At 58.9% G+C, this 21,915-nt stretch carries 17 protein-coding genes and 1 pseudogene; 11 read left to right on the top strand and 7 right to left on the bottom strand.

Going from position 1 to position 21,915, the window contains the following annotated elements:
- Position 1: 1 nt before the first annotated feature.
- Positions 2–544, bottom strand: a complete 543-nt coding sequence (locus AC0L8G_RS12675) for a PH domain-containing protein (RefSeq protein ID WP_473384549.1) — start codon at positions 542–544, stop codon at positions 2–4.
- 189 nt (positions 545–733) lie between these two features.
- On the opposite strand from AC0L8G_RS12675, the gene ettA reads away from it, so the two are divergent.
- Positions 734–2,401: an energy-dependent translational throttle protein EttA gene (gene ettA, locus AC0L8G_RS12670; RefSeq protein ID WP_473384548.1), complete on the top strand. Its 1,668-nt coding sequence runs from the start codon at positions 734–736 to the stop codon at positions 2,399–2,401.
- 12 nt (positions 2,402–2,413) lie between these two features.
- On the opposite strand, the gene AC0L8G_RS12665 is transcribed toward ettA, so the two are convergent.
- From AC0L8G_RS12665 to AC0L8G_RS12655, 3 genes are read right to left on the bottom strand one after another with little or no spacing between them, the layout of a single operon-like run.
- Positions 2,414–2,986 (bottom strand): TadE/TadG family type IV pilus assembly protein, encoded by a 573-nt coding sequence (locus AC0L8G_RS12665; RefSeq protein WP_473384547.1) that lies wholly within the window; start codon positions 2,984–2,986, stop codon positions 2,414–2,416.
- A 9-nt stretch (positions 2,987–2,995) separates the two neighbouring features.
- Entirely contained in the window at positions 2,996–3,586 is a 591-nt protein-coding gene (locus tag AC0L8G_RS12660; protein ID WP_473384546.1) for a TadE/TadG family type IV pilus assembly protein, read from the bottom strand.
- An 8-nt stretch (positions 3,587–3,594) separates the two neighbouring features.
- A complete protein-coding gene (locus AC0L8G_RS12655; protein WP_473384545.1) occupies positions 3,595–5,679 on the bottom strand; it encodes a TadE/TadG family type IV pilus assembly protein in 2,085 nt (694 codons plus the stop codon).
- 335 nt (positions 5,680–6,014) lie between these two features.
- On the opposite strand from AC0L8G_RS12655, the gene AC0L8G_RS12650 reads away from it, so the two are divergent.
- The 3 genes from AC0L8G_RS12650 (at position 6,015) to AC0L8G_RS12640 (ending at position 9,312) form a co-directional block, all read left to right on the top strand.
- Entirely contained in the window at positions 6,015–7,295 is a 1,281-nt protein-coding gene (locus AC0L8G_RS12650; RefSeq protein WP_473384544.1) for a Xaa-Pro dipeptidase, read from the top strand.
- 69 nt (positions 7,296–7,364) lie between these two features.
- Positions 7,365–8,147, top strand: coding sequence for a glycine-rich domain-containing protein (locus AC0L8G_RS12645; protein ID WP_473384543.1), 783 nt, complete (start codon positions 7,365–7,367; stop codon positions 8,145–8,147).
- A gap of 157 nt (positions 8,148–8,304) precedes the next feature.
- Positions 8,305–9,312, top strand: coding sequence for a hypothetical protein (locus tag AC0L8G_RS12640; RefSeq protein WP_473384542.1), 1,008 nt, complete (start codon positions 8,305–8,307; stop codon positions 9,310–9,312).
- Positions 9,313–9,315: 3 nt separating this feature from the next.
- On the opposite strand, the gene AC0L8G_RS12635 is transcribed toward AC0L8G_RS12640, so the two are convergent.
- Positions 9,316–10,365 (bottom strand): methyltransferase domain-containing protein, encoded by a 1,050-nt coding sequence (locus tag AC0L8G_RS12635; RefSeq protein WP_473384541.1) that lies wholly within the window; start codon positions 10,363–10,365, stop codon positions 9,316–9,318.
- A 174-nt stretch (positions 10,366–10,539) separates the two neighbouring features.
- On the opposite strand from AC0L8G_RS12635, the gene AC0L8G_RS12630 reads away from it, so the two are divergent.
- From AC0L8G_RS12630 to AC0L8G_RS12610, 5 genes and pseudogenes are all read left to right on the top strand, one after another.
- Positions 10,540–11,478: an oxygenase MpaB family protein gene (locus tag AC0L8G_RS12630; protein WP_473384540.1), complete on the top strand. Its 939-nt coding sequence runs from the start codon at positions 10,540–10,542 to the stop codon at positions 11,476–11,478.
- 163 nt (positions 11,479–11,641) lie between these two features.
- Positions 11,642–14,311, top strand: coding sequence for a hybrid sensor histidine kinase/response regulator (locus tag AC0L8G_RS12625; RefSeq protein WP_473384539.1), 2,670 nt, complete (start codon positions 11,642–11,644; stop codon positions 14,309–14,311).
- A gap of 86 nt (positions 14,312–14,397) precedes the next feature.
- Positions 14,398–15,003: an isopropylmalate isomerase gene (locus tag AC0L8G_RS12620; protein ID WP_473384538.1), complete on the top strand. Its 606-nt coding sequence runs from the start codon at positions 14,398–14,400 to the stop codon at positions 15,001–15,003.
- Positions 15,000–15,092, top strand: a pseudogene (locus tag AC0L8G_RS12615) (hypothetical protein); the annotation flags it as partial. The gene AC0L8G_RS12620 and the pseudogene AC0L8G_RS12615, both read left to right, overlap by 4 nt.
- 104 nt (positions 15,093–15,196) lie before the next feature.
- Complete coding sequence (locus tag AC0L8G_RS12610; protein ID WP_473384537.1) at positions 15,197–17,743, top strand: AIR synthase-related protein; 2,547 nt, start codon at positions 15,197–15,199, stop codon at positions 17,741–17,743.
- Between the two features lie 82 nt (positions 17,744–17,825).
- Here AC0L8G_RS12610 and AC0L8G_RS12605 read toward each other — a convergent pair whose 3' ends face one another.
- Positions 17,826–18,539 carry a VPLPA-CTERM sorting domain-containing protein gene (locus AC0L8G_RS12605; RefSeq protein WP_473384536.1) on the bottom strand — a complete coding sequence of 238 codons (714 nt, stop codon included), beginning with the start codon at positions 18,537–18,539 and terminating at the stop codon, positions 17,826–17,828.
- Positions 18,540–18,734: 195 nt separating this feature from the next.
- Here AC0L8G_RS12605 and AC0L8G_RS12600 point away from each other — a divergent pair, with 195 nt between their 5' ends.
- Together AC0L8G_RS12600 and AC0L8G_RS12595 are read left to right on the top strand one after the other, a co-directional pair.
- Positions 18,735–20,252 (top strand): M1 family aminopeptidase/hydrolase, encoded by a 1,518-nt coding sequence (locus AC0L8G_RS12600; RefSeq protein ID WP_473384535.1) that lies wholly within the window; start codon positions 18,735–18,737, stop codon positions 20,250–20,252.
- Entirely contained in the window at positions 20,224–20,685 is a 462-nt protein-coding gene (locus tag AC0L8G_RS12595; protein WP_473384534.1) for a leukotriene A4 hydrolase C-terminal domain-containing protein, read from the top strand. The genes AC0L8G_RS12600 and AC0L8G_RS12595 overlap by 29 nt, the downstream gene beginning before the upstream one ends.
- A 3-nt stretch (positions 20,686–20,688) precedes the next feature.
- Here the strand turns inward: AC0L8G_RS12595 and AC0L8G_RS12590 are convergent, their stop codons facing one another.
- Positions 20,689–21,780, bottom strand: coding sequence for a strictosidine synthase family protein (locus AC0L8G_RS12590; protein ID WP_473384533.1), 1,092 nt, complete (start codon positions 21,778–21,780; stop codon positions 20,689–20,691).
- Positions 21,781–21,915: the final 135 nt, after the last annotated feature.

The raw sequence follows: 21,915 nt of genomic DNA, 5'->3' as shown, positions 1-21,915 counted from the left end.
CCTAGTCGTCGTCATCAGAATTGATGCGTTTGCGGTCACGCTGATCATCGCGCAACGCCGACTTGGCGTTTTCGATGATCTTGCGCAGGCGGATCGGGTCGTCGAGATCGGGCAGGGTGATGACGCCGACGCCGGTGCCCCGGAGCACAAGCTTGCCATAGCTCAGCAAGCGGCCCCAGATGGATTGATGCAGGGTGATTTCCTCGATCTTGTTGAGGCTCACTTCCTGCGTGTTCCGGGAGATCAGCCCGGTCTTGTAAACGAAGCGATAGGTGGTGACGACGATCTCCGTCGTGATCAGGATGATGATGTGATTGACCAGGATCAGCGCCCCAGCGAGCGCGCCGATGCCGGCTGACACCCAGCCGACCTTCAATTGCTCAAACGGAACCTCGGCGGCGAACTGAATAAACAGGAAAAAGACGAGCGAGCCCGCGCCCAGCGCGAACCACATCATCGGGAAAAAACTATAGGTCCAGTTGAAATTGGCCCGGTGAATGACCTCTTCACCACCAGCCAAAGTCTTGTCTACGTAACCGGCCATAATGTTGTTTCCCCGTATTCATTCCGAACGACTTGTCCGGCGCTTGCCCGCTTGTTCAATACCATATAGGCGATGCGCCCCTGATCGAAAACGTTGCTTTGCGTTGAAATGACCCCATTTCGGGGATAAGACGCGGCGCTGTTCCCCTCTTGCAACGCAATAATCCTCTCAAGGAGCCCGGAAGCCCATATGTCGAAATACCAATATATCTACTTCATGTCCGGCCTGTCGAAGCAATTCACGGGCGGTAAAAAGATATTGGAAGACATACACTTACAGTTCTATCCCGATGCGAAAATCGGGGTCGTCGGGGTCAACGGATCGGGTAAATCGACGCTGTTGAAGATCATGGCCGGGGTCGACAAGGAATTTAACGGCGAGGCCTATTCCGCCGATGGGGCCAAGGTGGGCTATCTCGCGCAGGAGCCGGAGCTCGATAACTCGAAAAACGTCTTTGAAAACGTCATGGAGGGCGTCGGCGAGGTCAAAGCCAAGATTGACGCATTCAATGCGGTCTCCATGGAGCTGGGCGAGAATTACAGCGACGAATTGATGGAGAAGATGTCGGCGCTGCAGGAAGAGATCGACGCGGCGGATGGCTGGGACATCGATTCCAAAATCGAAATGGCGATGGAAGCGCTGCGCTGCCCGCCGGGCGACTGGCCGGTCGAAAAGCTCTCCGGCGGTGAAAAGCGCCGGGTGGCGCTGGCCCGCCTGCTATTGTCCAAGCCCGACCTTCTATTGCTGGACGAACCGACCAACCATCTCGACGCGGAATCCGTCGCCTGGCTTGAACATCACTTGCGCGAGTTTCCGGGCGCTGTCGTTCTGGTCACCCATGACCGCTATTTCCTCGACAATGTGACGGGCTGGATTCTCGAACTCGACCGGGGCAGGGGCATTCCGTTTGAAGGCAATTACTCGTCCTGGCTGGAGCAGAAGCGCAAACGCCTCGAGCAGGAAAAGCGCGAAGAAGGCAACCGGCAAAAATCCCTCGACCGGGAATCGGAATGGATCAAGGCGAGCCCGAAGGCCCGCCAGGCGAAATCCAAGGCGCGCATCAACGCCTATGACGAATTGCTCAACAAAGCCTCGAGTGAAGACATCAATACGGCGCAGATCCAGATCCCGCCGGGACCGCGTTTGGGCGGCGTCGTCATCGAGGCCGAAAATCTCAAAAAAGGGTTTGGCGACAAGCTGCTGTTTGACGGGCTGACCTTCAAATTGCCGCCGGGCGGCATTGTCGGCGTTGTCGGGCCGAACGGCGCCGGTAAAACGACATTGTTCCGTATGCTGACCGGGCAGGACACGCCGGATGAGGGCGCGTTGCGCGTCGGCGAAACCGTCAAGATGGGCTATGTGGATCAGTCCCGCGAAGAACTCGACGCCAATCACAATGTCTGGGAAGAGATTTCCGGCGGGCTCGACGTTATTCAGCTCGGCAAGCGGGAAATCCCGTCACGCGCCTATGTAGGCTGGTTCAACTTCAAGGGCGGCGATCAACAGAAAAAGGTCGGCAGTCTGTCCGGCGGTGAACGCAACCGGGTCCAGCTCGCCAAAATGCTGACGGAGGGGGCGAACCTTCTCCTGCTCGACGAACCGACCAACGATCTCGACGTTGATACGCTGCGCGAATTGGAGCGGGCGCTGGAAGACTTCGCCGGTTGCGCCGTCATCATCAGCCACGACCGCTGGTTCCTTGACCGTATCGCGACGCATATTCTCGCCTTTGAAGGCGACAGCCATGTGGAATGGTTCGAAGGAAACTTCGAGGACTATATGGAAGACAAAAAGCGCCGGCTTGGAGCCGACGCTGATGTGCCAAAGCGGATTAAATACAAGCCGCTGACGCGGTAATAGGGTGTCGCGTCAGGTTGTGCAGTCATTCTCGTCCTGACAAAGCTGCACGCGGTTCGTGATGCGCGGCCAGCGAATGGATTGACGGCTGAAGATCAGCGGTGAATTGATGAAGTGGCTCGTAATGCTTGGCACATAGGTGTAGACCATCTCGACGATGATCAGCGAACCGAATTCGCTCAGCACCTGATTGTCATCCAGATTCGTATAGTCCGCACCCGCGGCATATGGCGTGGACCCTTCATAGTCGCGGCTCCAATGCACAACCGGGTTGCCTTCGCCGTCAAGGATGACGCTGACAAGGCGCAATTGCATTCCCGATGGGTCGTTCGGCTCAACGATTGTCAGGACGCCTGCGAATAAATCATCCATATCGCTGACCAGCAGGAAGTCCGACTGTGCGGTCAGGTCGGCGAGGGTGTTGGCGGAAATCGCGACTTTCCGGTTCACCGTCATGGCGTTTGACGATTCCAAAAGTCCGAAAAAGATGATGACCATCACCGGCAACAGCATGGCGAATTCAACGGCGGCGATGCCGCTTGAACATTCGCGCCACCTGGCGAGTAGAAATTTAAAACGTTTCATCTTCTTCCCCTACTCTTCGCGATTGTTGAGTTCGTATGGCTCATTACGGAAAATCATGGTCGAGATCAGGCGCCGCTGATTGGTGCCCGGTTCCGACAGATTGATTCCGATCGCGGGGTTGATGGTCCGATAAATGTAACAGATGCGAATCCGCACAATAGCGAGTTCGCCGCCTGGCTCGAACGGGATCGCCGCAACTTCATCCGGCGGCGCATCGGCGCAGGTCGCCGGCGCGTTGTCGGCGCCAAGCTGGGCGAAGGAGGTGTAGTTGTTGACCTCGATGGTCAGCTTATTTTCGCATCCGCCAAACGCCTTGACCACGTCGCAGATCTGGTCGTGCAGAATATCCAGCTTGTCCTGGTTGTCGCCGCCCCAGCGCTGGACCTGACCGGTCTTGATCTGGCGCGCTGCTTCGCCGACTGCCGCGTCCACCACCGAGTTGGCGAAGAAAAACCAGCCCACTTCAAAAGTGGAGAACATCATCATCAGGAATAGCGGCGCGACAATCGCAAACTCAACTGCGGTCGAGCCTCGTTTGTCTGACGCAAGGCCGCACCGGCGTAGGATGCGGCTCTTGCTGTATCTTTTGAACAATACCATGTCGCGGCCTATTTACTGACGTGGAGGTCAACGAGGTCGGCTGCGATATCGCCGAACGCATCCTCAAGCTCGTCGCCATCCACAGCGTCATGGAAGTAGGGAGCCGTCGGTTTTGTCGCGCAAGACTTGAACATCGTGCGTGTCGATTCACTGTCCAGTCCGAACATGATTGTGTAGACGAGATAGCCCTCCGCTTTCATGCGATGGCAGATGCGAAGCAGCTTGTCGTCGAGCGTATCAAGGATTTCGCTTCGCGTATTGATGCCGCTGCCCATCCGCTCTTCCAGGCCAAAGCCGTATTGCGCATGGTCAGTTCTCCAGTGAGTTCTGTCGTCATTACCGATATCGTTTTCACCATCGGTCATGATCACGACGGCTTTTTGCCATTTCTCATAATCCGGGTCGCCTTCGCCGATGCCTTCGGTGAACGGGGCCGCTTTGGAAAGAACACGCCAGCCCCAGGCGGCGCCATGGGCGATATCCGTGTAACCTCTGGTCGACAGAGCGTCGACGTGATCCGCGATTTCCTGACGAACATTGGTCAGCGGCAGGATCGGATCCGGACATTCCAGTTCCGGGCCGCGCGAGTTGGAAAGGCTCGGGGTGAGGTCGTATTTGCCTTTATAGGTCGATGTCGCCGGATCCCACCAGCCGACATACGCCATGCGCATGAGATATTCCTGGCTGCCATAGCCGAAGTTCGAGGAGCTGAGCGGCGATGTCGAAACCGTCAAACCGCCAAGGAAATCCACAAAGCTGCTGTCGACAACATTGCCCTGCAGGACTTCGCGGAAGTAATGCACGATTTTCGCGTATTTTTCGAAGCGCGAGAATCCGTTCTCCGTGTAATATTCGTCGCGAATAAACGCACGGTTGCCGTAATTGTCTTCTTCAACATCCGGATTGTGACTGTTGTCGTCATCGGGATCGTCAAACATGTATCCGGCCCAGGGCGTGCCGTAGCTGGTCGTGCCGGAGCTTCCATAGACGCAGTTGCCATTGCCGCAATCGGCTTCGTCAGGAAGGAACACCGGAACCCATTTCAGGTTTGATGAATCGGTCAGCACAGAGTCCGATACAGAAAAACCCGGCGCATCATCAAACGCATCATAGTTGCGCATGTCCTGCGGATTGGTGCTCGAGTCATAGTCGGTTGGCGTATCCATGAAGGCGTTGATTTCCGCCATCGACGCAGTGCCGCCCGGCGGCACATCGAGTTCGTCAAGCGGGTAGGGGCGCGCTTCCACGCAACCACGCCAATTCAGGTTCGAGTGTGAATTATAGAGGTTAAAGTGGTTGACCTTGGTGTTCATATCAACCGCGCCGGTCTCATCCACATGGAAGAAGCGCTTGCCGTGATAATAGGCGGCGGCTGTAGTGTCGGCCCAGTCGCTGTTCCACCCTGACGAGCCACCGGCATTCACATAGGCATTGAAGGGAACCACGCCGATTTTGATGTTCGCGCTGGTGGGGTCCGAGCCATACATCACGTCCAGCAAGGTTTCGACGGCGTCTTTCAGGCTGTCGATCTTCTTTTCACCGCCAATCGACCAGTCCATGGAGCCGGTGACGTCGAGCACGAGGGCGAGCTCGACCCGTCCGGAACCTTTTTTGGTGATCTCGACGCATTTATCGATGTTGAGATTCTTGATCCCGGCGACGCCAAGCAGATAGGTGTCGATCTTGCCGGTGACGCAGGTGGAGACAACGGCGTCATCGCCCAGCGCGAAGACGATGTTCCAGCCTGGCTCAAGATTGCTTTCATAGTTGAAATTGGCTTCGAAGAATTTTCGTCCGTAGTCTTTCAGTTCCGCTTCGGTGAGATCCGGATCCGCGGCGGCAAGCTGCGCCAGCGCCAGCGAGGCGGCGTCCATGGATTCAACCATATCCGCGCGAACCGCGTTCCAGCGTGAGTAATCAACGGCGCCGCCTGCGAACAGGAACAACATTGTGGACATGAAGGCGAACAGAAAGACGATATTGCCGTCTCTGTTCCCTGCAAAACTTTTGATCGTCGGTTTGAGGCCGCGCGCCGCGCTCTTTAGCGAACTCACTTTGCCTTTATCGACTGCACTGGTGTTGTTACCCAACATAGGGAACTCCCCGCATTACTACTCATGCGGTTCACACAGTGCAGGGAACGGCGTTAAAGGGTGGTAAGGAAACGTAGTTAACTGCGAACAATATGTTAAAACAGCGAACCGCATTGGGGCGCTGGAAAATCACTGGTCTGCTTGCGCAATTTCCATTTCAAATAAAAACTCTGTGTTAACGCGGGCAGGAAAATTGATTCCCCGGCGAAAATTTTATCGATCTTCCAAGTTTTTTGGCGCCGATGCAGTGAAGTTTCCGTTTGCTGGGCCATTGACGCCAATCATGGTAAACGTGACCATCGCGATTATCGCCGTTGAACGGAGTTGAGGGGCTTATGATCAGATTATTGATGGCGCTGTCATGCGCGGTTTCGGCTGGCGCATCCGCCGCCGCTGCGCAGACGTTCTATGTGACGGCGGACCGGATGATCGACCCGGCTGCCGGCGCAGTGATCGAGAGCCCGGCGCTGATTATCGTCGACGGCGTTATCGAGCAGTCAGGCGTTGCTGCATCCTTGCCGGCGCCGGCGGGCGCCGAAAAGGTTGACCTTGCCGGCAAGACTTTGCTGCCCGGTCTTATCGACATGCACACCCATCTGACTGGCGACCCCACAAAGGGCGGCGGATATGCGGCTTTCGCTTACCCAAAGGAGCGGTCAGTGATCTGGGCTGTCGTGAACGCCGAGCGGACGTTGATGGCTGGTTTCACCACCGTGCGAAACACTGGCGCTGACGGCTATGAGACGATCGCCATTCGCGACGCCATTAATGAAGGCGAGGTCCCGGGGCCCCGGATGTTTGTTGCAGGCCCGCCGGTCGGCATTGTCGGGGGGCATTGTTCGGACAATAATTATCTGCCTCCTGAATATGAAGCTTCCGGCGAAGGCGTTGCGACAGGTCCGTGGGGCATGCGCGAGAAAGTCCGTCAGAACATCAAATACGGCGTCGACTTCATCAAGACTTGTTCAACGGGCGGGGTGTTTTCGAAAGGCACGCTGCTCGGCGCGCCGCAGGGCACGGTGGAAGAGCTCAAAGCGATTGTTGACGAAGCCCATATGCGCGGCATGAAGGTCGCCGCCCATGCCCATGGCAATATCGGCATCAAAAACGCCATCAAGGCGGGCGTCGATACGATCGAGCATGCGAGTTATCTCGACAGCGAGGCCATCAATATGGCCAAGCGCAATGGCGTCTATTTTTCAATGGACATCTACAACACCGAATACACGCTTTCAGAAGGCGAGAAGAACGGCGTATTACAGGAATCGCTGGACAAGGAACGCCAGGTCGGCGGCGTGCAGCGTGAAAGCTTTACCAAAGCGGTCAAGGCGGGCGCTAAAGTGGTCTTCGGCACGGATGCGGCGATCTTTCCGCATGGCGACAACGCCAAGCAGTTTTCACGCATGGTGCGGTTCGGCATGACCGAAATGCAGGCGATCCGTGCGGCGACGTCGCTTGCCGCTGAGGCGCTGGGCAAGGAAGGCGAGCTTGGCTGCGTGAGCGCCGGGTGCCGGGCTGATATCATTGCGGTGTCAGGCGATCCGCTGACGGAGGTGTCTGTTCTCGAATCCATCGGGTTTGTGATGAAGGACGGCGCAATTTACAAAAACCAGTAGGGCGCGCTGCGCCAATGAAGTGGCGCTATGTTCGGGTCAGTCAGATATTCGATGCAGGGGAGTGCAAAGATGTTGGATGAAATCCTGTGGGAGCGCATCTGCGCGGTGCGTTTTGACCAGCCGGGCGCTGAATTGTGTTTTTCTGACCGGCTTGCGAGAGACAATCGCTGGACTAAGAAATACGCCCGGCGCGTTGTCGAGGAGTATCGCCGTTTCGCCTATCTCGCTGTGAAGGCCGGCCATGAGGTCACGCCATCCGATGAAGTCGATCAGGCCTGGCATCTGCATCTGACCTATACCCGGCATTACTGGGGTGAGTTCTGCGATGCGCTTGGCGCGCCGTTCCATCACGGGCCGACGTCAGGCGGCGGCAAAGAGAATGATCGGTATAATGATAATTACGCCAGGACGTTTGAGTCCTACGCGCTTGCTTTTGGCGAGGCGCCGCCCGCCGATATCTGGCCGCCAGCGGAAATTCGGTTCGCCGCCGCGCCCTATATGGCCCGGCTCAACACTGCGGAAAATTTCGTCTTGCCCCGCTATATCGTGTTTCGCGCCGCCGCAGGGCTAAGCGGCGCGGCGATGTTGGCGGCGGCAATTGGCGCCGCTGCGGCTGCGACCGGGGTGAGCGACGTTTCGATCGTCGAAAAGCTTAAATCGCTGCCACCCATCGTCTGGATAGGCGTCGCCGTTATTTTTGTGGTGGTGGCGCTTCTGGTGAGGTTTGCCGGCGCTGGTTCGAAAGGCAAAGCGGCCGGAACCGGGTGCGGCGGGGGCGTTGGCGGGAGCGGCAAAGGCGGCGATGGAGATGGCGGGTGCGGCTCCGGCTGTGGCGGGGGATGCGGCGGATAGGAATGGCGCCTATATTTCAAGGCGTTGCCAATGAAACCAAATAATCGACCCAAGCATTGGCGCGGATTTTTCCGCTCGATATTTGCGTGTTTTGACTGAACATAATCGCTGAATCCGTGTTATTAACCATATAAGTGACTCGGATCGGAGGGGGATTATGACTTCAACATTGGTGCTCAAGGCTGGTTTCGCGACCGGTGCGGCGATGCTTGCGCTGTCTGTAAGCCCGGCGATGGCGGGACGTTGCGGCCATTCCTATCCGGTGGACGCGCCTGTAACCCTCGCCAAGGTCGCGCGCGCCTGCAATGTTTCGCTGGCCGCCCTGAAAGAAGCCAATCCCGGCGTTGATCCGTCCTATGTGACCCCCGGCGAACATCTGGCGGTGCCGGATGAAATTGATTCCGCAACCGACATTCCTTCTGGCGCGGCTGACGTCGCCATCGCCGATGACGGATATGGCAGCGCCCGTGTCTATCGCTATGTCGAATATACCGAACCTGCACATGCGCCGAAGGCGCCATCGGCCGTGTATGCGTCATCGTCTGCGTCACCCTATTTCGTCCGCACCAGCGCCTATGCGTCACCGCAGCCATTCCGGGATGATGCGAATTTGAGCTATCAGAAACTTTCCGCGGCGCGCATCCGCCATGCAGGCATTCCCATCGGTCCGTTGCTGCAACAGCAATCTGCTGATCCGAATGCCTTCGCGATCTCAACGGATGCTGACCTGCCGGCGGTGCTTTATGGCGAGCCGCTGTCGCCGCTGATGGAATGCTCGGTCCTGCGCCGTCAGGAAAACGGCAAGATCAAACAGGTGCGCGAGATTAAACCGATCTCGCAAGGGCGCGATCTTCCGGCTCATTGCGACGCCATTCAAACCATATCGACGAGCTCGGCGACGCCCGGAGCGGTGTTTTCCGGCTCGGCATATCAAGCGCTGCAGGTTCACAGCGACATGGCGGTGATGGAAGGCTATGTCAGCGCCGCCGATGCTGAATGCGTAACAGTGCAAACGGACAACGGGTCCGAAATGCGCGTCGGCGTTGATCTCGCGCCCGTCGAACTCCTCGGCAAATATGCGACGATCTGGGCTGAACAGACATCCTCAAAACGCTGTGGCGGTCTTGTGATGTCCCGCGCCGTTTACGTAGAGCGGTTGCGCTAGGGATCAGCAGCAACCGCCGCTGGTTGCGATTTCGGCAGAAGCCTGTCCGAATGGGGAGGCCGTCCCGCAGCCGGGAAATATCCCGTAATGCTCGGACCAGTCGCCGATAAATTCAAAATACGGCGCGAAGCGCGATTCATTCAGCATGCGGAATGTATTGCCGCATACGGGAAAAACCCGTCCCTTCTCGATGAGGTGATGATTGTCGAGGCTGAAAACCATTTCGCTATGGGGAACGCCGCCCCGATAAATCACCGCTTGTCCGTAATCTTCGCAGGCGGGCTCCAGCCCTTCGATCTTGAACAGCCGATAGGTGGCGGAATGAAAGACGGCCGGCGCCAGAAGGGTTTTCAAGGCGGCGTTGTTGATCGCCAATGGCCGGTCGGTGACCAGGCGCGGATCGGCGAAGCCCGCCTGTTTCGCCAGTGAGAGAAAGTCATTCCAATAGAGCGCGCCGCCAAGGCATTCACCCTGCGCCGCCGGATCATTGCGCAATTCCAGACCGAGACGGCGATCCGCGTAAACATCGGAGAAGTAAAACTCTCCGCCGGGCTTGAGCAAGTCGTGGGCGGCGCGGAACACGGCCGGTTTATCCTCCACGAGATTGATCACGCAGTTCGAGACAATCACATCGAAGGAGCCGGGCTCCAGATCGAGCGCGCCAAGGCGCTCGATGTCGCCTTCCAGAAAGCTGACATTGGCGTAGCCGAATTTGTCGGCGTGCCAGTCCTGATGGGTGCGGGCGACGGCGAGTTGTTCGGGCGTCATGTCGACGCCGATGACTTCGCCCTTGGGGCCGGCGAGCTGGGCGAGGGAATAGGCGTCCTGTCCCGAGCCGGAGCCTAGATCGAGTATGCGGGCGCCGCGCAAGGCCAGCGGCGCAATCAACCCGCAGCCATAATAGCGCGCCTTCACCTCCGGATGGATGTTGGCGAGCGTTTCGGTGAGATAGGCAGGCGCATCGTCGATCGTGCAACAGGCGTCTGTCATCAGATCCTGTGAACCCGACAGAACCTTGCCGTAATACTCTTTCACATTGTCCTGTGCGTTCATCGGGGCGCCCTTTGCTTCATTTCCTTCAGAGACCAATTCGCGCAAATCGGGCCGGGCTTCAATGGCAATCGGTGTTTCCCCCGCAAACGTGAAGCGCCATCACAGCGCCAGCGTAATGTCTTAATTCTGCTATGTTGGCGGGTATGATCACCGGGTAGCCAAAAGGGCGTGTAAATGTCTGTCTCTGCATTGAAGTCGACCCTGCGCCGGCGAGTCGAAGACCGGCTGGACAAAGCAGCGCAAAGCTATCTCGGCGACAAGGCGCTGGCGCGGATCGATTTCGCCGCGCCGCGCGGGGAGCTGGCGCTGAACGGGCCGGATTCGGTGTCCTGGCGCATCTTCAAAAATCCCGTGACCTTGTTTATTGGCGGCGTTGCGGCGGTCATCCTGGAACTGGCGGAGCCGCGCGTGCGCAGCGGGGTCTGGGAGAACACAAGCTTTCGCACCGATCCGGTCGGCAGGCTCAAGCGCACCGGTCTCGCCGCCATGGTGACGGTCTATGGCGCGAAAAGCGTCGCGGAAACGATGATCGCCAGGGTCAACGCCATGCATGCGCAAATCAGCGGCGCGACCGAATCCGGCGTCGCCTACAGGGCCGACGATCCCGACCTTCTCACCTGGGTGCAGGCGACGGCCGCATTCGGATTTCTTGAGGCGTATAGCGCTTATGCGGCGCCTTTGAGTGATGAAGACCGGGACGCCTATTACCGGGAAGCACAGGCGGCGGCGTTGCTATACGGCGCCGTCGACGCGCCGACATCCCTCACGGCCCAGCGGGAGATATTCGACCGCATGACGCCGCAGCTCGAAGCCTCCGCCGTCGTGTTTGAGTTTCTCAAAATCATGAAACTGGCGCCGGCCTTCCCGCAGCCGGCCCAGATCGCGCAACATTCTCTGGTTCGCGCGGCGGTCGAACTGACGCCGGCGCCCATCCGCGACATTCTGGGGCTTGGACCGAGCTATGGCTTGCGCCCGTTTGAAGGCCTTGTCGTGCGCCGCATGGGGCGCCGGGCCGACAGGCTGATTTTACGCTCCGGACCGGCGGCGCAGAGCTGCCGGCGTTTGGGCCTGCCGGAGGAATATCTTTACCGCCCAGCCGCGCAACCGCGCTGATCTCGCCGTTATTGGTTTCATTTGCAGCTATTTTATTAGCATCTTCAAAACATTCGAAGCGCATTCGCCTTGTTTTAGCGGGGATGCGGTCGCATCGGGGCGGAAAATTTCAGGCCCGGTTAATTTTTCGTCCCTAGTTTTTGACCTTCGAATGGGGAGAAAGATGCGGATTACGCAAAAGGTATCGCTTTCGCTGGGAGCGGCTTTTATCGCTGTCTGCGCGTTGCTGTGGGCGGCGCTGCAAATATCCGTTGCGCCGCGCTTTGTAGAATTCGAATTTGCGAAAGCATCCGACAATTTCGATCGCGCGCGCAACGTGCTCGAACGCGAATTGCAACAGCTCGAAGCCTATCGCCGCGACTATGGCGTGTGGGATGCGACATACGACTACGCCCGAGGCCACAATCCGGATTTTATCGAAAACGAATTGCCGCTGTCTTTGCTGGATGAGCTTGGCCTCAGCATCTATGTCTTCATGAGCGCGGACGGGACGTTGATAGACGGCGTTGCGTTTGACGAAACAACCGGCGAAAAGCTCGACATCAATGCGCTGGCGCCCATTCGTTTTGCCGATTGGCGATCCTTCCAGGCGCAACTGCCGCCAGATGAGGTGCGTCAGTCCGTGTATCAGTCATCGCGTGGGCTGATGCTCGCGGCCTATGCGCCGATTTCGCGCACTGACGGCTCTGGCGAGTATGTTGGCTATTTGCTGGCGGGGCGTCTCGTCACGCCGGAATTCCTTGAGCGATTGAGCAGCCAGACCCGCGTGGACATGAGCTTGTCGCCAGTGGATGACGATTTCGCGTATGCGGCGATTTCAGCAAAATCCGTGACGCGATTGGACGGGATTGTCGCCATCACTGAGCCGGTGCTGGGATTGGACCACAAGCCGACGGCACTGCTTATGGCGCGCACGCCGCGCGATATCACCGCCATCGGTCAGCGTACGTTGTTTTCGGCTTTCGCCTGGATCGCCGCCGTGATGTTGTTGTTCATCGGGATTGTCAGCGCGCTGGTGAAGCGCATTGCGGTCAAGCCGGTTGAGCGGCTGACCGAGATCATATCGGTGGCCAATGCGGAAACCACTGCGCCCGATACCGCGCTCGCCACGCGCAATGACGAGATCGGCGTTCTGTATGAGAGCTTCACGAAGCTCATCGGGCGCGTCGAGGAGCGCACAAATGAACTCGCCGAAGCGCTGAATACCGCTGAATCCGGAGAGCGCGCGAAAACCCAGTTCCTCGCCAATATGAGTCACGAAATCCGGACGCCGATGAATGGCGTGATGGGCATGGCGGATCTTTTGGCGACGACGAGCCTGACCGACACTCAAAAAACCTTTGTCGATGTGATCGTAAAGTCCGGCGATGCGCTGCTGACGATCATCAACGACATTCTCGACTTCTCCAAGCTCGACGCGGGAATGGCGTCCCTAAACCCGACGCCCTTTGTACTGGCCAGCATTGTTGAGGACGTGTCGACGCTTGTCGCCGCCCGCGCCAATGAAAAGGATGTTGAGATCGCCGTGCGGATCGATCCGAATCTCCCCGCAGCCTTTATGGGAGACGCCGGGCGGTTGCGTCAGATATTGATCAACCTCGCGGGCAATGCGGTGAAGTTCACCGACATGGGCTATGTTTTGATTGACGTATCGCCGGTCGGCGAAGCGGATGCGGAAAGAGTGGCGCTGAAATTCAGCGTCATCGATACGGGCATCGGCATTCCGGAAAACAAACGCGCCGAGATTTTTGAGAAATTCAGCCAGGCCGATGTGTCTATGACGCGGGCCTATGAAGGCACCGGGCTCGGACTGGCGATCGCAAAGGCGCTGGTTGAACTGATGGGCGGTGAGATCGGGGTCGAGAGCAAGCCCGGACATGGTTCGGTTTTCTGGTTTACCGTGGGCATGCCGATCTGCGCGCAGCTTGTGGAAGAAGAAGCTGAAAGCGTGCCGGACCAGATGGACGCCAAACTTCTGATTGTCGACGACAATGAGGTCAACCGGCGCATTCTGGAGGAGCAGGCTTCGGCATGGGGCTTCCCCTGCGTCGCCTGCGACAGCGGCGCGGCGGCGCTGGCGCTGCTCAACAAGGCGCAGGCCGCGGGCGATCCCTATGACGTGGTGATCATGGATTTCCAGATGCCCGGCATGAATGGGGCGCAGGCGGTGCAGCGCATACGCGCAGATGCGGCGATCGGGTCAACGCCGGTGATCTTGCTGACCTCTGTGGATCAGGCCAATGCCGGCGAACAATTCGCTGCGCTGGGCATTGGCGCGCATCTGACCAAGCCGGCGCGTTCCGGCGCCTTGCTGCGTGCGATTTCAGGCGTGGTCCAAAAGGCGCGGCAAGCAGTCGAGGACAAGTCAGAGCGAGCCGTATCCGATGCGTCGGCGGATGCCGCCCCGACGACTGATGACGCTTCAGCGCCCGTCGATGCGGGCGGCATCGATGTGCTCGTCGCCGAAGACAATGAAGTGAACCGGCTGGTGGTGATGCACATCCTCCAGTCCGAGGGACTATCCTTTGAAATGGCGGTCAATGGCCGCGAAGCGGTTGATCGCTACACCCAGCTCAACCCCAAGGTTATTTTGATGGATGTGTCGATGCCCGAAATGAACGGCTATGAGGCGACGGCGGCGATCCGCGCGCTGGAGGCCGAATCCGGCCGCCGCACCCCGATCATCGGGGTTACGGCGCATGCGGTGAAGGGCGACCGGGACCAGTGCATTGCGGCGGGCATGGATGACTATGTCTCCAAGCCGGTGTCGCCGCGCAAGCTCGGGGACAAAATCGCCGAATATCTCCGCCTCGCAGCGGCGGACGCCGCCTAGCCCCCTCAAGGCCACACGGCCTTCTGTTTGCCTCGGCGTTCTATCCGGCCTATTTGATCAGACGCGCAAAATGGGGCGGCGGGACAGTGCTTTTCGAGTGCATATCTTACCGGTGGTCGCCGGGAATCGGCGATCCGACCCTTGTCGGCTGGCTGACCGTGCTGGTCTATCTCGCTGCCGCCGGCTTCGCATTCTTGCGGGCCCGGGACGTTTTTGGCGCAGCGGGCGCCGTCGGCGGCGAACTCAAGGTTTTCTGGCTGGGGCTGGCGGTTTTGCTGGTGCTCATGGCGGTCAACAAACAGCTCGATCTGCAATCGGCCCTGACGGTCGCCGGACGCTGCCTCGCCGTTGAGCAGGGATGGTATCAGGCCCGCCGCGGCGTCCAGATCGCCTTCATGCTCACCCTGGCCGGACTGGGCCTCGCCGCCATCGCCGGGCTGTTATGGGTGATGCGCCGGCATTTGCGCTCGCACCGATTGGTGATAAGTGGCGCGGGTCTGTTACTGTTATTTGTCATGCTGCGCGCTTCAAGCTTTCACCATATGGACCTGTTCATCCACGCCCGCCTGTTCGGGGTGAAGATGAACTGGCTGTTCGAGCTTGGGGCGCTGGCCATGATCATCGCCGGATCGCGCCGCCCGCTGCAGGCTGGCGCGCGCCCGTCACCGCTTTCCAATCAGGACCTGTCATGACCGCCATTACGCCCGAAATCGTCGCCGACCATGGCCTGAAGGCTGAAGAATATGAACGCATCAAGACCCATATGGGCCGCGAGCCCAATCTGGTGGAGCTTGGCGTCTTTTCGGTCATGTGGTCCGAGCACTGCTCCTACAAATCCTCGCGGCGGCATCTGAAGAAGCTTCCCACTTCCGCGCCCTGGGTGATTTGCGGACCGGGGAGAATGCGGGCGTCATCGATATCGGGAATGACAAGGACGGCGTCCCGCTCGCCGCCATCTTCAAGATGGAAAGCCACAACCACCCGTCATTCATTGAGCCCTATCAGGGCGCGGCGACCGGCGTCGGCGGCATCATGCGCGATGTCTTCACCATGGGCGCGCGGCCGGTCGCGAACATGAATGCGCTTCGTTTCGGCGAATGGGATCATCCCAAAACCCGCCATCTTGTCGGCGGCGTCGTCGCCGGCATTGGCGGCTATGGCAATTGCATGGGCGTGCCGACCGTCGGCGGCGAAACCAATTTTCACGCTGGCTATAATGGCAACATCCTCGTCAATGCGATGACTGTCGGCGTCGCCGAGAAAGCCAAGATTTTCTATTCCGCGGCGCGCGGCGCCGGGAACCCTGTCGTCTATGTGGGGTCGAAAACCGGGCGCGACGGCATTCATGGCGCGACCATGGCGTCCGCCGAGTTTGACGATGCGTCGGAAGAAAAGCGTCCGACCGTACAGGTTGGCGATCCGTTTACGGAGAAATTGCTGCTCGAAGCATGCCTTGAACTGATGGCGTCCGACGCGATTATCGGCATTCAGGACATGGGCGCGGCAGGCCTCACCTCGTCATCGGTTGAAATGGCGGCGAAGGGCGGCGGCGGCTTCGAGCTTGATCTCGACCATGTGCCCCAGCGCGAAGAGAATATGACCGCCTATGAGATGATGCTGTCTGAATCTCAGGAACGCATGCTCATGGTGTTGAAGCCGGGCAGGGAAGACGCCGCCCGCGCTATCTTCGAAAAATGGGGCGTCGATTTCGCCGTGATCGGCGTGACGACGGATTCCGGGCGTCTGGTCATCAAGCATAAAGGCGAGACGGTCGCGGACATGCCAGTGCCGCCTTTGGCCGATGACGCGCCGAATTATGACCGCCCTTATACAACGCTTGAAAAACCGGCGGTGCTTGCCGACCCGATGCTCGCCTATCGCGAGGCGCTGGCGACCCTCAGATCGCCCGGCAAATCCGAAGAAGAGATGCGCACGATCGCCGACGCGCTGATCGCCGACCGGTTGGCCAATGCAGACCTAGTCGATGCGGTTGGCCTGACGATCACGCCGGGCGAGGCCCGGATTTATGCGCGTTCAAAACCCGATGGCGTAAAATTTGACGGCTTTGAAGAAGCCGCCCGCAATCTTGCTTCCAGCGGCGTGGTTGAAACCGCCGAAGTCGAACAGCGCGAAGAACAGCTCTCGCTGGCCGATGCGCCGGGTGGCGATACGCTGTTGACCGCAATGGCGAAGTTGATGTGCTCGCCGGATCTGTGTTCGCGCCGTTGGATCTGGGAGCAATATGATCACACGGTGATGGGCGACACGATTATTGCGCCGGGCGGCGATGCGGCGCTGGTGCGCGTGCATGACACCAATCGCGCGCTCGCCATCACCACCGATGTGACGCCGCGTTATGTTCAGGCCGACCCTCATGAGGGCGGCAAGCAAGCGGTGGCGGAAACCTATCGTAATATTTGCGCTGTCGGCGCCGCGCCGCTGGCCATCACCAATTGCCTCAATTTCGGCAATCCGGAACGGCCCGAAATCATGGCGCAGTTTGTCGGCGCGATTGAGGGCGTCGCGGAAGCCTGCGAAGCGCTCAACTATCCGGTGATCTCCGGCAATGTTTCGCTCTATAATGAAACCAACAGCGTCGCCATTCCGCCCACGCCGGCGATTGGCGGCGTCGGCGTGATCGAAGACGTCACCAAGGCGGTGCGCGTTGGCGGCGCCGAAGCAGGTGAAGAGCTGATCGCGGTAGGCGTTACGCGCGGCTGGCTGGGCCAATCGTTGTATCTCCGCGAATTGTTCGACATTACTGAAGGCGCGCCGCCGCCCGTCGATCTGGAACTGGAACGCAAAACCGGCGAATTGATCCGCAAGCTGATCGATGAAGGGCTGGTCACGGCCTGTCACGATGTCGCCGATGGCGGGCTTATCGTCGCCTCCGCGGAAATGGCGCTCGCCGCCGGGCGCGGCCTCAACCTGACGACGCCGGTCAAAGCGCGCAAAACCGCTTTCTGGTTTGGCGAGGATCAGGGGCGCTATCTGGTCGCCGCCGCGCCGGCCGCCGCTGACACGCTGTTGCTTAAAGCCGCAATGGCGGGCGTGCAGGCCTCGAAAATCGGCCGTTTTGGCGGACCTGATCTATTGCTCGATGGCAGGGATGCGCTCTCCCTGCTTGATTTATCTGATATTTTTGAATCTGCGCTGCCGGACTACATGAAGGGCCCGCATAAACAGGAGACTGCTGCAATGCCCATGGCTGGCGACGACATCAAAAAACTAATCCTAGAAGCGCTGCCCGATGCGGAGATCGAACTGGAAGACCTTGCGGGCGATAACGACCATTGGCGCGCGCGGATCATCTCCGCCGCCTTTAATGGCAAGTCGCGCGTCGCCCAGCATCAACTGGTCTATCGCGCCCTTAAAGGCCGCATGGGCGGCGAGCTACATGCGCTGGCGCTGGAGACTGAAGCGAAGGAATAGGCCGACCGGCTATTGGCCGATAAAAAACGGGCGCCCCGGAAAGAGGCGCCCGTTTTTCGTGGGTGGGTGTCAGTCTGGTGTGTTAGGCGCGTTTCTTGCGGCGGTTTGCGGCGCCAAGCCCTGCGAGCCCGGCCAGGAAGAGCGGCAAAGCGGCGGGCACCGGCACATCAGAGATGTCGCCGTTGAAGCTCATAATGCCGTATTGCAGGTGATCGAGTTCAATACCGGCCGATCCGCTGAAAATGTGGATCGCGCTGATGCCGATCGCCGAGATGACGCCGATAAACGTATCTTCCAGCACGTCCTGATCGTTGACGCCCGGACCGGCGACAGAGAACGGGCCGAAGACGCCTAGCGAAACGCCATTGGCGTCATAGGCGATGAATTGCACGTCATTAGCGCCGTCAGTCCAGACAACGCCCACATGCGTCGGCAAGGCGCCCAAAACCGTTTCATTAAACGTGAAAGTCACGCCCCCCGGTCCTGAGGGTGAGTACCATGAATTGCAGTTGACACACTGTCCGTCGACCGTTCCGTCATCTTCGTCGACGGAGTCGATGATGGTGCCGGAAAAGCCCGACAGCGTCGCGGTGTTTCCGGCGGAGGCGGTGACGCCCGGCGTGTTGAGCGCATTGTCTTCGAAGTCTTCCAGGTAGAAATACCCTGCGGAAAAATCGAGGCCGCTAAACGCGCTGTCTCCCTTTTCCTGATAGCTCGTTCCGCCCACATAGGCGGCCTTTGCTGCGCCTGCGCTTGCCATCAAGCACACTGCAGCAATGCATAGTATTTGTTTCATGTAGTCCCCCTTTTGCTGTTAAGCATAAGTAATAATAAGCTCAAAACTACTTTTCCACAACAAGTTACTTTTGCGCGAACCCTTTGAGGGCGTGCACGCAGGAGTCTGTGTGGCGCTATATGCGGCGCCCTGGCCTGTTGCGGGGAAGCCGGCGCCGCCATAGCATTCAAATCCAATCGTAAAGAGGTTTCGTTCATGACATTCGCCCGCGTTTTATTGCTCGCCGCGTCTGCGGCGGTCCTTGCTGCTTGCTCTGAGAAGACCACCAACGAAGACGGCGAGGAGGTGACATATGTCGCCGATGACGCCAGCGATGAAACGCCGGGCCTTGAAACCGAGGCGACCTGGGCGAGGCTGAGCGCGGCGGAGGCCCGCGACAAGTTCACCTACGCCAATTACGACGAGGTCTATGTCACCCATCTCGACCTCGATCTGGCGTTGGACTTCGAGGCCAGGACGCTTGCAGGGACCGCGACGCTGGACCTGCGGCGGCGCAAACGCGGCGCCAGCGTGCTGGTGCTCGATGCGAATGATCTTGCCGTCAATAGCGTCGAGGCCAGGGTGAATGGCGGCTGGGAGGCGACGACCTTCACCATGGGCGAGGATGACCCGGTCATGGGGTCGAAATTCGAGATCGCCTTGCCGGAAAACGCCGACAAGGTCCGCATCGATTATGTGACAAGCCCGCAGGCCGAAGGCGTTCAGTGGCTCGCGCCGGAGCAGACGGCGGGCAAGGAATATCCGTTCCTGTTCACGCAGTTTCAGTCCCTGAATGCGCGGACAATGATCCCCTTGCAGGATACGCCTGCGGTTCGCATTACCTATGATGCGCATATCACGACGCCGCCGGAACTGATCGCCATTATGAGCGCCCGTCAGGATGAGAGCGGCAAGGTCGACGGCGACTATTCGTTTAAAATGTCCCAGCCGATACCGTCATATCTGATCGCGCTGGCGGTCGGCGACATCGAGTTTCGCCCGATCAGCAAAAAGATCGGCGTCTATGCCGAAGACTATATTGTTGAGGCGTCCGCCGCGGAGTTCGAAGACACGCCGAAAATGATGAAGGCGATCGAGGCGCTATACGGGCCGTATCGCTGGGGGCGCTATGACTTGATTGTCCTGCCGCCAAGCTTTCCCTTTGGCGGGATGGAAAATCCGCGCCTTTCATTCATGACGCCGACGCTGATCGCGGGCGATAAAAGCCTGACCAATGTGGTGGCGCATGAGCTTGCTCACTCCTGGTCCGGCAATCTCATCACCAACGCCAACTGGCGCGACGCATGGCTGAATGAAGGCTTTACGAGCTATGTGGAAAACCGCGCGATGGAAGCGCTTTATGGCGTCGACCGTGCGGTGATGGAGCGTGCGCTCGACAAGAAATCGTTGATGGACGAAGTCGCCGAGGCGTCGAACCCGGCGCTGACGGCGTTGAAAATGCCTTCAGACCTCGCCCATCCCGACGATGCGTTCGGCGATGTTTCCTATGTAGGCGGGATGTTTTTCCTGAAGTTTCTGGAGACGCGATTTGGCCGGGAGACATTTGACGATTTCCTGAAGTCCTATTTCGATCACTATGCATTCCAGTCGATTACGACGGAGGATTTCCTCACCTATTTTGAGGACAATCTGTGGGCGGAAAATCCGGATGCCGTTACAAAGGAAGAAATCGACGCATGGGTTTATGCGCCGGGCTTTCCGGATCTCGATTGAAGATCCGCAGTCGGACGCTTTTGTGCGCGTGCAGTCACAGCTCGACGCCTGGCTTGGCGCCGGTGATGTAGGCGGGCTGGAGACAACCGCGTGGACAGCGCATGAATGGCTCTATTTCATTCGCGCGCTGCCGGACTCGATTACGACAGAGCAGATGGCGGCGCTGGATGAACGCTTTGGCTTGTCGGCGTCATCCAATGCGGAGATCGCCAGCGCCTGGTATCTGCGCGCAATCCCGGCGAATTACGAGCCGGCATTTGAACCGCTTGACGGCTTTTTGATGCGGGTCGGGCGCGGCAAATTCATTTATGCGCTGTATCGCAGCCTCGTCGAGCATGGCCGCCGCGACTGGGCGGCGGCGGTCTATCAGGCGGCGCGGCCGGGCTATCACCCGATTGCGCAACGCAAAATCGACGCGATTTTCGCCGAATAGAGATCAGGCGCCGCTGTCCGGTCCGCGAAGAAGAATTTCAAGCATCGGACAGACCATGACATGGCTGTCGAAAACGGCGCCGACGATCAGCGTATTGTCCCATGCGGCGCCGACGGACGAACCGTTGATTGCGCCATCAACATCGATGAACACGTCCGACCGGCGGCCGGTGCGCGGATCGATACGCACCACATGGGACGGCGCGATTGCATTTGGATCCTCGGCGTGGGCGACAAAGTCGAATATCTTTGTATGGCCGGCGACCCAGAGCGCGCCATCGGCGGCGACTTCGATATTGTCCGGCCCGGTATTGACGGGAAGCGTTTTGACCCGCTTCAGCGCGCCTGACGCAATGTCGCGGTCATAGACGCCGACACGGCGGCGCAACAGTTCGGCGATATATATGGTCGTTCCGTCCGCGGATTTGTTGACGCCATTGGCGTAGGTCAGGCCGCCCAGCACCGAGCGTCCAGTCTCGCCGTCGAAATAAACGACATCCGTGATCGGCAGCGCCAGATAGGCCTCAAGGGTTGAGCCGAGGCCGGTTTTGTAGCGCCGGTCATTGGTGGCGTAGAACTGGCGCGGACCCACTGCGACCAAATCATTGGGCGAGTGCATGGCGTCGAACGAGACGGATTCGATATGGGTCAGATCGCCGGCCTCGCCCACATCGAAAATCTCCACCAGTTCTTCGCCGCTTGGCGGATGATTGACGACGAAAAGGCGTTTTTGTCCGTCATTGCCGCGCCAAAGGCTGATCCCATGGGGAAGGAAATTCTCCATCGCCGGCGAGACGCGGCGCACCGTGTCCGAACCGTCGAGCGAAAGCGCGTAGATTCCGTTCAGCGGATTGACCCCTTTGGCGCTGGACTCATTGAACCAGGCGCGGCGGTCGGCGGCGGATATAAAAGCGATATTGAGCTCGGGATCGATGGTGACGTCTTCGGTTCCCGGCGCCACTTCTACATGGCGGCAGTCACCGACCAGCTTTGGTTCGAGATCAGCGAAGGCCCCGGATGCGGGGATGATGTTGTAAAGAAACCAGCCGGCGATAAGAAGGAAAAGAGCCGCAAGGCCCAGCCAGAAATACCGCATCGTCAATCGCCCTCGCTCAGCGCGTCTCGCCCGGGCAAAAAACTACCGCAGGGCGCGCGGCTGCGCCAGCGGCTTGGATTTTCCGCGCGATTGCGGGCATTCTGGCGCAGACAACACCCAGCAGGAGGGGTCACG

It is taken from the genome of Hyphococcus sp. D3-15 (assembly GCF_055809375.1).
Note: the sequence above shows the minus strand (reverse complement) of the source record. Positions and strands in the feature narration are given on the sequence as shown.

Bases quoted from the DNA above. Each gene is read 5' to 3' on its own strand.
- AC0L8G_RS12675 (WP_473384549.1), bottom strand. From the start codon at position 544: ATGGCCGGTTACGTAGACAAGACTTTGGCTGGTGGTGAAGAGGTCATT.
- ettA (WP_473384548.1), top strand. From the start codon at position 734: ATGTCGAAATACCAATATATCTACTTCATGTCCGGCCTGTCGAAGCAA.
- AC0L8G_RS12665 (WP_473384547.1), bottom strand. From the start codon at position 2,986: ATGAAACGTTTTAAATTTCTACTCGCCAGGTGGCGCGAATGTTCAAGC.
- AC0L8G_RS12660 (WP_473384546.1), bottom strand. From the start codon at position 3,586: ATGGTATTGTTCAAAAGATACAGCAAGAGCCGCATCCTACGCCGGTGC.
- AC0L8G_RS12655 (WP_473384545.1), bottom strand. From the start codon at position 5,679: ATGTTGGGTAACAACACCAGTGCAGTCGATAAAGGCAAAGTGAGTTCG.
- AC0L8G_RS12650 (WP_473384544.1), top strand. From the start codon at position 6,015: ATGATCAGATTATTGATGGCGCTGTCATGCGCGGTTTCGGCTGGCGCA.
- AC0L8G_RS12645 (WP_473384543.1), top strand. From the start codon at position 7,365: ATGTTGGATGAAATCCTGTGGGAGCGCATCTGCGCGGTGCGTTTTGAC.
- AC0L8G_RS12640 (WP_473384542.1), top strand. From the start codon at position 8,305: ATGACTTCAACATTGGTGCTCAAGGCTGGTTTCGCGACCGGTGCGGCG.
- AC0L8G_RS12635 (WP_473384541.1), bottom strand. From the start codon at position 10,365: ATGAACGCACAGGACAATGTGAAAGAGTATTACGGCAAGGTTCTGTCG.
- AC0L8G_RS12630 (WP_473384540.1), top strand. From the start codon at position 10,540: ATGTCTGTCTCTGCATTGAAGTCGACCCTGCGCCGGCGAGTCGAAGAC.
- AC0L8G_RS12625 (WP_473384539.1), top strand. From the start codon at position 11,642: ATGCGGATTACGCAAAAGGTATCGCTTTCGCTGGGAGCGGCTTTTATC.
- AC0L8G_RS12605 (WP_473384536.1), bottom strand. From the start codon at position 18,539: ATGAAACAAATACTATGCATTGCTGCAGTGTGCTTGATGGCAAGCGCA.
- AC0L8G_RS12600 (WP_473384535.1), top strand. From the start codon at position 18,735: ATGACATTCGCCCGCGTTTTATTGCTCGCCGCGTCTGCGGCGGTCCTT.
- AC0L8G_RS12595 (WP_473384534.1), top strand. From the start codon at position 20,224: ATGCGCCGGGCTTTCCGGATCTCGATTGAAGATCCGCAGTCGGACGCT.
- AC0L8G_RS12590 (WP_473384533.1), bottom strand. From the start codon at position 21,780: ATGCGGTATTTCTGGCTGGGCCTTGCGGCTCTTTTCCTTCTTATCGCC.